The 12,914-nt window shown below is 34.6% G+C and carries 10 protein-coding genes and 1 pseudogene; all 11 read right to left on the bottom strand.

What is annotated here, in order from left to right; all coding sequences use genetic code 11:
- Window positions 1-3: 3 nt before the first annotated feature.
- On the bottom strand, window positions 4-357 hold the full coding sequence (locus tag T335_RS20315; protein WP_051569234.1) for a hypothetical protein: 354 nt from the start codon (window positions 355-357) through the stop codon (window positions 4-6).
- 152 nt (window positions 358-509) lie between these two features.
- Window positions 510-1,382 carry a CPBP family intramembrane glutamic endopeptidase gene (locus T335_RS0109390; protein WP_026477319.1) on the bottom strand — a complete coding sequence of 291 codons (873 nt, stop codon included), beginning with the start codon at window positions 1,380-1,382 and terminating at the stop codon, window positions 510-512.
- 138 nt (window positions 1,383-1,520) lie between these two features.
- Window positions 1,521-2,927, bottom strand: coding sequence for a sensor histidine kinase (locus tag T335_RS0109385; RefSeq protein WP_026477318.1), 1,407 nt, complete (start codon window positions 2,925-2,927; stop codon window positions 1,521-1,523).
- A 7-nt stretch (window positions 2,928-2,934) separates the two neighbouring features.
- The gene (locus T335_RS0109380; RefSeq protein WP_034328134.1) at window positions 2,935-3,927 is read right to left on the bottom strand and encodes an alpha/beta hydrolase; all 993 of its coding nucleotides are present in this window, start codon (window positions 3,925-3,927) and stop codon (window positions 2,935-2,937) included.
- A complete protein-coding gene (locus T335_RS20310) occupies window positions 3,908-4,576 on the bottom strand; it encodes a response regulator transcription factor (RefSeq protein WP_051569233.1) in 669 nt (222 codons plus the stop codon). The genes T335_RS0109380 and T335_RS20310 overlap by 20 nt, the downstream gene beginning before the upstream one ends.
- Window positions 4,577-4,752: 176 nt before the next feature.
- Window positions 4,753-6,144, bottom strand: a complete 1,392-nt coding sequence (locus tag T335_RS0109370; RefSeq protein WP_026477316.1) for an S-layer homology domain-containing protein — start codon at window positions 6,142-6,144, stop codon at window positions 4,753-4,755.
- A gap of 180 nt (window positions 6,145-6,324) precedes the next feature.
- Entirely contained in the window at window positions 6,325-6,684 is a 360-nt protein-coding gene (locus T335_RS0109365) for a hypothetical protein (RefSeq protein ID WP_026477315.1), read from the bottom strand.
- Between the two features lie 156 nt (window positions 6,685-6,840).
- Window positions 6,841-7,725 carry an Ig-like domain-containing protein gene (locus tag T335_RS21620; RefSeq protein WP_408605162.1) on the bottom strand — a complete coding sequence of 295 codons (885 nt, stop codon included), beginning with the start codon at window positions 7,723-7,725 and terminating at the stop codon, window positions 6,841-6,843.
- 30 nt (window positions 7,726-7,755) lie between these two features.
- A pseudogene (locus T335_RS22825) lies at window positions 7,756-7,965 on the bottom strand (Ig-like domain-containing protein); the annotation flags it as partial.
- A gap of 845 nt (window positions 7,966-8,810) precedes the next feature.
- Window positions 8,811-9,041 (bottom strand): Ig-like domain-containing protein, encoded by a 231-nt coding sequence (locus tag T335_RS22995; RefSeq protein WP_242837277.1) that lies wholly within the window; start codon window positions 9,039-9,041, stop codon window positions 8,811-8,813.
- An 835-nt stretch (window positions 9,042-9,876) separates the two neighbouring features.
- On the bottom strand, window positions 9,877-12,852 hold the full coding sequence (locus T335_RS0109350) for an S-layer homology domain-containing protein (RefSeq protein ID WP_026477314.1): 2,976 nt from the start codon (window positions 12,850-12,852) through the stop codon (window positions 9,877-9,879).
- Window positions 12,853-12,914 lie beyond the last annotated feature (62 nt).

Below are 12,914 nucleotides of genomic sequence, written 5' to 3'. Positions count from 1 at the left end.
TGATTATTTACTTTTTTTCTTAACTGCCAATTGGAGTATACCTATATCGCCCTTTAGCTCTTTCAAAATTTCTTGGTGCTGTCTTTCATTAGTTTCTGCTAAAGTCTCTATTGCTTCGAAGACTTCCGTTACCTTGTCTTCTAATCTTTCTTGGTTTACTTCCATTTTGCCTAGTCTAGAGTCCACTTGATCAAGTCTTGTTTCTAATTTATCTAGTCGTGTTTCTACTTTGTCTAGCCTTGTCTCCAATTTGTCTAATCGAGATTCTACTTCATCAAACCTGCGATTTACTTCATGCTTAAAGTCGACAAACTCACTATACAATTTTTCTAATAAATCAAAAACTTTATCTTCCATAAATTCCGCTCCTTAAAATTATCTATATTAAGTATAGCATTCTTTTTTTTAAAGGGCAATTAAAAGTCTTCTGCAAATAGTGAGGTTATTTTTACTGTCATAACTTATCCCTCTTTATATTTAAAGGTTTCTAGAAATTTATTTACCGCTGTCTATAGTGACGTTATGTCAGCAACCGCTTCTTCAATTTCCTCTTCCTCAAGACGGTTTTTATAGGTATGGTAGGTAACTCCTGCTACAACCAACCCACTAATCATAACCAAAGGAATCGACAGTGTATCTAAAACCCCATCTAGAGCATCTGTTCTGGATAAGAGCATACTTGTCAGATTATTAAATAGGTGTAAAATGATGGCTGGCCAAATGGACTTTAACCATACACACACTAAACCTAACAAGATTCCCATAAAGAAGGTGTAAATACCTTGCACCAATTGCATATGATATAACCCAAATAATAAAGCTTGTATAAAAATTGCCCACTTAAGGGACATGCTTTTCCTTAACTCCTTTAATATTAAACCTCTAAAGATGATTTCTTCAATAAAGGGAGCAGCAATAGCCACACTTAAAAATACAACAACTGTATTCCCCCCCAATAATTGACCCATTAGCTCTACATGCTTTGAAAAGGCATTATCAAGCAACTCCGTTTTATTAAGAATTCCCAATAAGAAACCATTAATGAAAACTAGCCCAACTCCCGCTGGAACAAATGATAAAGCGCTTTTTAAAGAAATTTTTCTAAACTGACAGGTCTGGAAAAAATCTTGTTTTCTTCCTTTGCTGATTAAATAGTAAACTCCAAAGGCAACAATTGAACTTACAATAATGGACATTGGTAGCTGTCCCATGATCATAGGCTCTGTTTTTTCTGCAATTAAGTCTGGTGTTAGGTCTGGTTCTTGAACAACGATCTTAATTGACATAACAATTGCAGCTACAAAAACATAAACAATTTGAAAAATAAAATATACCCCCAAATAAAGGGCGATCCATCCAGCTGTTTTAAAGAATTTTTTCATGTTGGTTCCTCCTGCTATTATTATAATTTATTAATCCCTTAAAAAAATTTTACTAGTACACTAATTAAAAGACCAACAAAGCCAACAAAAATGATCACCCACTTCTGTCTATACAAAACCATTACAGTTTCTTCTACTCTATATTCTATTAGAAGTAAGCATCCTACGTATAGGTCTAAATTTTATAGGCCTTTCCTTAGTCGGAAAACTAAGTACAATTGTTGTTCCTTCCCCTTCTTTGCTATGAAGTTCTAGCTTCCCACCGTGTTTTCTCATGACATTATCACAATAGGATAAGCCCAAACCAAAGTTTAGTGTATGCTTTTTAGTTGTAAAAAAAGGTTCTAAAACCTTTTCTAAGTTCTCTTTAGGAATCCCTTTCCCGCTATCTTTTATAGACAGAACCGTTGCCTTACTGCCTTCCTCTAGGCTTATTTCTATTTTACCGCCGATTTCCATCGCTTCTATGGCATTTTTAAAAATATTAATTAGTACTTCTTTTATATGTACTTCATCACAGTCTATTACAGAAGCCCCAGAATATTTTTTAGCAACAATTATATTTTTGCTTTCTAACGAAGCAGTTACCATCATAAGGGCAGCATCACAAATTTCATTTATACTATTTTTAGATTTTTTTAGCTCTATATCTGACATTTGATCATTAATCCTACTTACCATTGCCTGTAGGTGATTAATTGACTCCCTAATAATATCTAGAGAATTGGTGACATACTCATTTGGATCTTTACAATTGTCTTTAATATAGTCGGAGCACATTGATATTTTAGTAATCTCATTTTTTATTGTATGACTAATGATGGCTGTTCCCGAAGAAATAGACTTTCTGGTTCTTTCTAAATGGAGTTTTTCAAACCTTATTTTAACCCCCAATGCACCATATCTAACACTAAAAAAAACAAACAAACTAAACTGAATAACAATAAACCATCGATGGAATAACCAAGCTTCATGGTTGTTGAATATTCTTAATATATAGTTTGATAAGAGGGCGTATAGTGTGATGGGAGAAACAATAATGCAATTTAGCAATTTCTGTTGCCTTATCTCTTCATTTCTTGCTCTAAAAAATGACAGTATTAGTAACAGATTAGCCCCCATAATGTAAGGAGTTGCCCAAAGGGATAAAACTAGAAAAGAAGGGTCATATCCCCCTTTAAAGGGAAACATAAAATGCATAACTAAAGGGGGTATTAATAATATTAATTTCAATCTATTTTTCCAATGGTGTAGTAGCTCTTGAAATAGAAGGGTATTACTCATTCCGTAAATTAGAAGGGCGTAGGGGGCCATGTGATGGGATAAGGAAGATAAAAACCCTATTGTACTAGCACTTGTTAGGACATTATTCACCCCATCAAAGTAATTAACTACAGGTAGTGAATATGCTTCTAAAATAACCGATAGGGACCCACACCCAGAAAAAAATGCAACAGCACTTAGCCATCGATTAGTTTCCCTTCGCCAGTCGGCAATTAAAAGGATTATAGCTAATAGCCATAATAAAGAAAAAAGCAAAATCATTTCTGTTTCATCCCTTCATACTAACAGTAAATTTATTAATATATTTCATAACATCTCTACGGATTTTTTTGCGGCATAAAACAATCCCAGCATGACCACAGGGATAAAGGAGCCTTTTGGGCTGTTGCCATTGCTTCCATAATCGATTGGTATCTTCTAATAAGACATATTGGTCGTACAAACCACTAATTAGTAGTATATTATCATTAGTTATTAGAGGGTTATACTGGCTGGGGTCTATAATATTCCAATAATCTTTTAATTCTTCATAGGTAAAGCCATTGTTTACTAAATCTTCTTTAATGTACTTGCCTGGCACGGTCTTCCATATGGAGAAAGATAGACTATTGGCATACATAATCGATATTAAGCCGTCTATTTGGGCTTCGAGGGTTGCTGTTAAGTTTGTTACGTAGCCCCCAAGACTGATGCCGATTAAGATTACCTTTTCCCCTTTCTTTTCTTTAATCCACTTAATTAATGCCCTTAAATCTGTTACAGCTTGCTTTATAGCTTCTACTGTACCTTCAACGTTGGCACTAATCATGTATTCTCCACTATATAAAGAGGTATTAGGTTGCCTGTCTAAATGAAGGGGTAGGGTGTAGTAAAACAAATTAAAACCCTTCTCTTTAAAATCATCTAAAAACAACTTGTCGAAATGACCAAAGCCTTCAGACCGCCACCCATGAACCATAATAACACTAATATTTTGAGGGTTATTATTACTTTTAAAATAGTACCCTGTAGCATGGTCATTGTTCTGCCATTGGGTATTTACTTGAGACTTAAAGCTAAATTTCCCTTCTTGATATGTAGCACCCTCTTTTACAGGCGAAAATGCTATAGGGGGTAGTTCTGGTTCGACAAAAAAATTATTAGCATCTTTTATATTAATTGCCTGCATTTTGGGCTTGTTAAACTGGGGTGATCTACTTCTTTTTTTATGTAGCTTATATAGAGCATAGTGATCGATTAACTTACTTATGTACTTGTTCATTATTTGCTCCTAACCCTTTGTAGTCTGGTCGATATAGCCCTCTTAGTTCAACTTTCTTAATGGCTTCTTTGGTGCTTTCTACCTTTAGCTTTTTCAATATCTTGTTAATTTGATTTTTTACTGTACTATCAGACTTTACTAGCTTTTTCCCTATGGATGCCCTCGTATGGCCTTTTGCTAATAAATAGACTACTTCTCTTTCGGCACTAGAAAGTTCCTTTAATACCTCTTGCTCCTTTAGCCTTCTATAGTCTTCTAATAATTCTTCCATAGGGAGATTAGGCTTGATAGCATTTCTAATAATTTGAGGCAATTGGCGATAATCTTCCTTCGAAACAAAGGCAATAGCACCTGCATTAAAGGAATCTAGGGCAACTTCTTTAGGATCTAATGATGTAAGCATAATAATTTTTACCTCTGATTCCTCACTAACTTCGGCTGCAATATAAACACCATCTAAATGATTACTAGATAAATTAATATCCATTAAGATTACGTCTATATCTTTTGTATTTAATATCTCATAAAGATGGATTTTATCATTTACGGTTGCAACAATTTCTATGTCCTTTTCAATAGCAAACTGCATTTCAAGAAGCTTAACCCACGTAGGGTCATCTTCTACAATAAGTACTTTGATTAATGCCATCATTGTGCCTCCCTTATGTGTCAATTTACGTTTTACGTATTTATATTATTCTATATAATTTTAGAAATCCCTGTAAACTTTGCCAATTTCAACTTATTTTGATTAGCTAAAATATTTTAATATTACTAAACCCCGCAGGCTTAACCTGCAGGGTTCTATTAACTTCATTTCTTTTATTATTCTGTTATCACTACTGTATTGGCAACAAATCTACCATTGATCTCTTCGCCGATTACTGTTACTCTTTTATTAATTGTAACGGCATTAAAACTGGTATCATTCCCAATAAGGTTAACGATGTTTGTAGAATTAGTTGTATCAATTCTCATTGGGGTTTGTCCTTCTGGTCTAATGATGAAAGCCTTTAGGTCTTTATCTACAAATTCAATTTTACCTGTATATCGATCAGTTAAGGATTCACCTTGGGCTTCTGCATAGATTACAGTTACTTGATTATTGGTTAGGGTTAACTTTGCATTATATCCGCTTCTTAAATCTAGTAGATTGCTGGATTTTTGATCTAATAGGGTTACTAGATTTTGAGATATAGTATAACTTCTATCTATCCCGTTATTATCCCTTAAATGAATTTCTACCTTATCGGTAACCGTGATGGAGGTTATTACCCCTTCTACGTTTTCTTCCGTTGGAATTACAGTTGTTTCCCTTAAGTTAATGGATGTTACTACATCATCAACAATCTTAACATCAACTTCATTACCGAACTTTATATCTAATATTGTTAGGGCTGTTGTTCCTTTAGTAATTTTAGCATCTTGGCTTAAGTCGTGTTGGTGGGTAATATTGTTGCCATCCTTTACAATGATTACATGGGGCTCGCCATATTGAATCTCTTCAATGATCCCGATGAAATCTTTATTTCTTTTAGCTAATTCGCCTTCTTTATAGTCGTAGGCTTCTGAAAGCATCTTTGCCATCATGGCTCTAGTTACTGTATCCTTAGGATTAAAGTTTCCTAATACATCCCCATATTCATTAATAACGCCTACTTCAATCATCATATTTACATGGGGAATATCAATTTCTGGTATCTCATCAGAATCATTAAAGCCTAAAATAATAAATTCTTTATTTTTTGCTTCATCTTCAAGGCCTAAGGCTCTTGTTAAGTATCTTACAATTTCCAACTTTTCTGCTGTTTTAACTTTTCCATTAACATAGGAGCTTCTTAATTCTCCTTCAGTTATAATTCCCTTTAGTAGCGCATAGGCCATTTGGTCTTTAGCCCAGGTTTCAACCCCTACTGCATTAATTAAATCGTTATAGATGTTCATACCTGCATTAATTTCTGTTCTGGCAGGGTTGATCATTCTTACCATCATAACAATTGCTTGAGAAACAGGTACTTCTAAATTGGGATTAAAGGTATCGGCTGTCATCCCTGTAATAATACCAAGATCGTTCATCTTATTAATCTCATCTATTGCCCAATGGTTTTCTGGTACATCTGTAAAAATCTTATTAGCAAAGGCTATGCTATTACCCAACATTAAAACTACCAATGACATTACGATAATCTTCAAAATTCTTTTTCTTAAGCTCTTCAATGTTATACCTCCCTATTCATTCTATATAAATTTAATTCGATTAAATTATTGAAATTCCTGCAATATATGGCAAAATATTAGGATAAATTTTAGTTTAATTCTTTTGACCTAGACTTTAATTTCTTCATAGAAAAAGCCAATCATAGGATTGGCTTACGTTTACTTATAAGTTATATAATTTTACTCTAACATAATGTTAGCTACATTTTGCCCCCCCTGTACTGCTTGAACATTTACCCTTTTATTAGGATACTTTTCTTTTAGCTGATCGGCATACTTATTGGCTATACGATCTATATCCTCTTGACTTACTCCCTCTTCGATAATCATTGTTCCAATTACAACATCATCTTGTTCATATACTTGACCATTTATAACCTCATCTTCTGCAACTAATTCTTCAGTTAATTCCCTGTCTACATTTTCTTCTGCTTGTGGTGTTTCTGGTGCTGGTGGTGGCACTTCATCTTGAGGGGCCTGTCGGCATCCAGTAGCAAATATTAAAACTATGGCAAATAATATTATTAATTTTTTCTTCATGATTTACCTCCCATAACAATTATTATGGTTAGTATTTGCTGGGAAGTTAATTTGAATACTAAAAAACTTTACTTATTGCTATAACTACCTATTTAATATTAAAAACAGATAAAGAGACCCACAAAATTTAACCTTTGTGGATCTCCTTTAATAAAATTATTTAACTTTTACTTCACCGATATTTAACGAAGTACTACCTGCTCTACTATTTACTTGTACAGTGAAAGTAGCTACTAAGTCAGGATTTTCCTTGTCTCTTATTTCAACTGTAACTAACCCTGAAACTGATCTTAATAACCTTCTTGTAGCTGTTATCGTAACCGTATTGTTGGTATGATTAGGTGTAAGAATCAAACTTCCAAAGTTATTGGGGGCATTAACAAACCTAGCTTCTAAGTCTCCATTAGCGCCCAATTGTTTCCATTGATTTATGTTGTCTAGGCTTGCTGCTGTATTACTGGTTAAAGGATCACCATTATTGTGAACTACTAATACGGACTTATCACCTGCTATTAAGGTTAAAATCGCCTTATCTATTACTATAACCTCACATGTTGCTTTGTAACCCCTATCTTTTGTTGTTGCTGTAATGGTGGTTGTTCCTGCCTTTAATGGTGTAACTAACCCATCTGTAACTGTTGCTACGTCATTATTGCTAGAGCTCCATTCTATAGTCTTGTTAGTTGCCTCCATTGGTACTATAGTTGCTACTAATTCACTATTCGCTCCATCTACTACTAATGTCATTGTTTCTTTGTTTAAAGTGATTCCTTCTACTGCTATAGGGGCTGCTTCAACTGTTACTGTACTAGTAGCACTTTTATTTCCATCTAATGTTTTTACTGTTATTGTTGTTGTTCCTGCCTTTAATGGTGTTACTACACCTTCATTAACAGTAGCTACTGCTACATCACTAGAATACCATACTACAGCTTTATTTGTTGCATTGGCTGGCGCAACTGTGGCACTGAGGGTTCCTGTTGCCCCTCCTGCTACTAAGGTCATTGATGGTTGATTTAAAGTAACGCCTGTCACCGATATAGGTGCAGTTTCTACTGTAACTACACAAGTAGCTTTTTTATTCCCATCTAAAGTAGTTGCTGTAATGGTTGTAGACCCAGCTTTTAAAGGTGTAACTACTCCTCCAGAAACTGTTGCAACAGTGTTATTACTTGAAGTCCAATTTACAGCCTTATTAGCTGCATTTGAAGGAGATACTGTTGCTACTAAATTACCTTTTTGACCTCCAACAACTAAAGTCATTGCTTGCTGATTTAAACTTACTCCTGTTACTCGTACTACGTCATTCCGTGTCTATCCCTTAGGATTTCGACCGGTCCACACCGCACGTGCGACTTTCACCGCATACGGCGTTCCATCGATAATAAATTAAAAGACATATTTGTATAAATGACAATTATACAATAGTATATGCCTAACAGCATAATTAAATGCTAGTTCAATCATTTAATATCTTAAAATTGAGAGGTCTAACCAAAGGATTTAACTTCTGATTAAAATTTAAAAAAGAGTTTCTTATAGTTTAAGGAACTTCCATAAATGTAATAGAATTATACACTGTACTAATTAAAATATCGATGAAAGCCTATATTTTAGCTAGTTTATTAGGCTCTATAATATTTGGTGTTGGTGATTAAAAGCCAGCACCTTTTTTAAATTTCAGGATGATTTTTATTCCGAAGGATCTATTAATAATGTAAAATCTAAGATTTTTCATGCTATTTTAACTTATACACCTAATAATTGCTACAATTGTTCTCATGTATTTGATGAAAACATAATAAAACATGGCTTTAAAGCTTCAACAATTAAAATACCTAATGTTTCTGGGTTTAATGCTTACTTATTACATAAAACTTAGTAACATTAAGAGCCTAGGAGATATACTACCTGATATTCACCTAAGCCCTTAGATTATATTTTTTATTGTTATTCAGTTGTTATATTTTAAAATTTTCTCCACCAACACCAGTCACAAAGAACCCAAAAAGCGAAAAAGACCCCGTAGGGCAACTAGATTATGTATCTAATAAACCACCTATGGGGTCTTTTCATTTATCACCTTAATATACTGATTTATTATGTCAGCTTGTCAAGGGTTTTTATTATTCTACTGTGATTTCCACTGTAGCTGTGAAACTTCCATCATTTGTTGTTACTGTGATCACTGCTACTCCTTCTGCTTCTGCTGTTACTAAACCATTAGCATCTACAGTAGCTACAGTGTCATTATCTGATGACCAAGTTACATCTTTATTTGTTGCATCAGCAGGTGCAACTACAGCATTAAGTTGTAGAGTATCAGTTACTACTAATGTTTGATCATCTTCAGTAATAGTAACTCCTATTACATTTACTACGTCATTCCGTGCCTATCCAATTAGGATTTCGACCGGTCTACACCATACGTGCGGCTTTCACCGCATACGGCGTTCCATCGACATTAAAGAGTTTTAAAGATTAATAATTGTCATTTATACGCCTTTTAAACTCTTTATTACCGACTAGGCCCCTTCGCTCCCATATGTTTTATCCTCCCCTACTGTTACCAGCAAGGTACAAACGGCATATGATCAACACTACTATGGACCTGCTGAGCCCGTATATCCCTCATAAGATCTGCTAATCCTACGAATATACAGCATCAAACGTTCCACTTCACTTATCCCTTATTTTGATTGCCTTAGGCTTCCACTAGCGACCTAAGAATAATGAGTTTAACAGCCTAAATTATTCCCACTCCGTCTATACCATCGGTTTGCACCTTATGTATACCGGTTAATGTTGAACTCCAGACGACTTATTACAACATTAACTATCTTAAATCCCATTGTCATGGATTAGCATATGTTAGCCATAGCAACCTTTTAAGGAGTCCCGCACTACTATTTCAAGTAGTTACGACTTCACCTGGCTTCACAACATAAAGTTTAGCAGACTTTATAATTGTGCAGGAGGATCAGACTCATAACTTAAAGGCTATTTGTTATGGACAGGATTTTCACCCATCTATTCAGTAAAGTAGTTAGAGAGTATATTATGTAGTTATCATTATGTATATGGCATTGGGAGAGGCTTAGTTAGCCTTATCTCCCTTTGCCATTTTGTGTTTACTCCCCGTTCATTTCATTAAGCTATGCTTAATTTATAGAACAACGTTTCGCACTTTTATTATGGAGTAACATTTACCTCTACATTATCGATTACAGCACCTCTGTAGCGCACTGATACAGTTGTTGTTTCAGTAAGTTCTGTGATTGCGAACGTTGCTACGTTATTTTCCCATGCGAAATCTTTTAAGGTTAATTGTGTTCCATTAACTGTAGCTGAGAAATCACTTGCTACTGGTGCACTAGCCATTGAAATATCCCCAAAGTCAACTGTAACACTATCTACAGTTGCATTAGCAGTAATACCGTTAAAGAATACTCCTAATGCTGCTGTTTGTCTGAAAGCTACTGCTGCGTTATTGTTTGAATCAGAAATCATTCTACCACTTTCTAATTCAACACTTACATTATTAGATACGAAATTTGGTTTTGTTATAGCAACTCGGATTTTATTACCACCCACAGCTGTAACACTAAATTCATTTCTATTTAATTTTTCGTTATTTACTCTTACGTGTAGGTCAAATTTTACAGAATCTTCGTTTAGAACAGAAACTGTTTCATGGAATTCAATATCAATTGTTTTTTCATCTAATCTTGTTACAGACTTCATTTCTGGTGCAACTTTATCATAAGCTGTTGCTACTGTAGCACCTGCAAAAGTTTCGCCTATAACAGATTTGATGTTTCCACCTAAAACATTCACAGCAACTTGGCCATATACATCTTTGTTAAGCGTCAATGTTACTTTTGAACCATTTACTTCATAGTTTACAACTTCAATTCCATCAACATTAGTAGATGTTACTACAAAGTCATTTCTTCTAACAGTTGATGGAGTAATAGATCTGTTAAACTCAACAGTAACTGTTCTTTTACCAGTTAATTCTGCATTCTTATCACCCTCAATTAAACCAAAAGTCATTGGTGTAGCAAAATTTTTGTTTTCAGAGAAGCCTTTGATAATGTTTCCATGTATATCTTCAACTCTTTGTACAGTAATTTCAGTTAAGTCACTTGCCACAAAATCAGCATTATCAATTCTAGCTGGTAATGTAATAATTACAGATTTCGCTGCATTATCTGCAAGTGTAATATTAGTACCATTTGGAAGAGCTCTGATAACACCTTTATACATAATGAAGTAGTTTTCTGCTCTTAAAACAGATGCTTCACCAGTTAAAGTCATAGCTTCGCTGAATTGAATGAAAATTTGTCTTTCAGCTTGTGCCATAGAAACTCCCACAATATATGGTGCAGTTGTTTTTCCAACTTCTAAAGTAGTTTCATAAGGTAAAATTGTATTTTTTAATACTGTTGTATCAGCTAACCCATTCATTCTGAAAGTGTAAGTTCCTTGACTTAATGTCGAGAAGAACTCAATTGTAGCAACTGTTCCACCTTTGGAACTAACGATATCTTTAATGGCAACTTCTTTACCATCTTTGTCTAATAAAGTATATCTTGCTTTGCTATCAATATTACCAATTTCCTTAGAGAATTCTACATCAATAGCATCATTTGTTTTGTTAAGTTCAACTTCAATAACTATTGGTCTAGTTTCATCTAAATTAGCAGTTACTGTTGTATAAGCATCTTTATCAATTACGTTGTCAGAGTAGTCTCTAACTCCTTCGATATAAAGATACACTTGATGCAACGGTAAGTTAGCCTCTTTAAAGTCAAACCTTACAGTATCATCTGCTATTATATCAAAAGTAAAGTCAGCATTATTCTTTTGTGTAGTTGTTGTAGTAGCTTTCCAGTAAACACTAGATCCACCTCTAACAGATGCTCTTTGAACTGGTTCAGTAAACTTAACTGTAACCGTTTCAGGTGTAGCTACTACAGATGCTACAGCAGGAGCTACAGTATCTTTAACTGCATCGAAGTTAATTTCTGTTTTAATAACTTGAAGAGTAGCGTAATCTTTAGCACCTGAAACTTCTAAAGTGTGTGTTCCTTCAGCAAGGTCTACAAATGGTCTAACGATTACAGTTCTATCTCCATGTGCTTCAAGACTTCCAGAAACAGCATTTCCGTTGATTTTAAAGTTGCTAATTTTCACATCGCTCATTGGCTCAGAGAATGTTACTCTAACCGCTCTAAGTCCTAGAGAATCCACAGATACAACTGTTGGTACAGTAATATCTAATGGTGCAAAAGTTTTTTCAACATTATTAATCACCAAGTCTCCTGCTACTGCTCTTCTTACTGTTAAAGTATGATTAGCTTGATTAGTCATGTTTCCTTGAACTGTTAATGTTGCTACTTCTCCATTTTCTGAAAGTACAACATGATTAATTTGTACAGTTTCATTTCCTCTTTTTAAAGTGTAGTTAGCAGTTCTTTCAGCTGTAACTCTATCAACTGGTTGATTGAACTTAACTTCTACTTCTTTAAGATTAGTAGCACTTACAGAAACAACTTCTAACTTTTCAGGAGTTGGTTCTTCAATTTCATAACCTTCGAAACCTAATTTAGTTCCTAAAGTCATTCCACCTTCAGCAACTTCCATAGAAAGAGCTGCTACAGTAGCTTGAGCCATAACTCCTCTTGTAGCTTGAGAGTTTAAAGCTGCGCTTGTGAAATCAGCTGCTGCTGCATCTGCCATATTCCAAGCTTCTTGACCTTCATGGCCTAATGCTCTTAATAAGAAAGTAACTAAGTGTTTAACTGTAAGTTGGTCATCGTATCCGAAAAGACCGTTGCCCATACCTTCAACTAAACCTTGAGATTGTGCCCATGCGATGTATGGAGGATAGAAATCTCCCTTTACATCAGTGAAAGTAGTTGGTAGTGGGAAGCTTTTAGCTTCGTCTTCTACCCCTAATAATCTTGATAATAAAACAATCATGTCTTGTCTTTTTAAAGGACCTTCTAAATTAAGGTCTCCTTGGTAACCTTCTAAAACACCAAGGTCACGTAAAATTTCGCCAGCTTCATTAACTGTAGCAGTTGGAGCTGCAGCGAAAGTAAATCCAAAGCTTCCTAGTACCATTGCTAAAGCAAGTACTAATGATAGAACCTTCTTCATTATGTCTTCCTCCTTTTTTCCTGTTTATTTTTTTCTTTGAAGTGAGTTAAGTTTAGGTATTG

It is taken from the genome of Alkaliphilus transvaalensis ATCC 700919, assembly GCF_000621485.1.
GTDB classification, from domain to species: Bacteria; Bacillota; Clostridia; order Peptostreptococcales; family Natronincolaceae; genus Alkaliphilus; species Alkaliphilus transvaalensis.
The sequence above is the reverse complement of the archived record's forward strand: the minus strand, read 5'-3'. Positions and strand labels throughout refer to the sequence as shown.

Excerpts from the sequence above, each read along its gene's own strand:
- T335_RS0109385 (WP_026477318.1), bottom strand. The coding sequence starts at position 2,927 with ATGATTTTGCTTTTTTCTTTATTATGGCTATTAGCTATAATCCTTTTA.
- T335_RS20315 (WP_051569234.1), bottom strand. The coding sequence starts at position 357 with ATGGAAGATAAAGTTTTTGATTTATTAGAAAAATTGTATAGTGAGTTT.
- T335_RS0109365 (WP_026477315.1), bottom strand. The coding sequence starts at position 6,684 with ATGAAGAAAAAATTAATAATATTATTTGCCATAGTTTTAATATTTGCT.
- T335_RS0109380 (WP_034328134.1), bottom strand. The coding sequence starts at position 3,927 with ATGAACAAGTACATAAGTAAGTTAATCGATCACTATGCTCTATATAAG.
- T335_RS0109350 (WP_026477314.1), bottom strand. The coding sequence starts at position 12,852 with ATGAAGAAGGTTCTATCATTAGTACTTGCTTTAGCAATGGTACTAGGA.
- T335_RS0109390 (WP_026477319.1), bottom strand. The coding sequence starts at position 1,382 with ATGAAAAAATTCTTTAAAACAGCTGGATGGATCGCCCTTTATTTGGGG.
- T335_RS20310 (WP_051569233.1), bottom strand. The coding sequence starts at position 4,576 with ATGGCATTAATCAAAGTACTTATTGTAGAAGATGACCCTACGTGGGTT.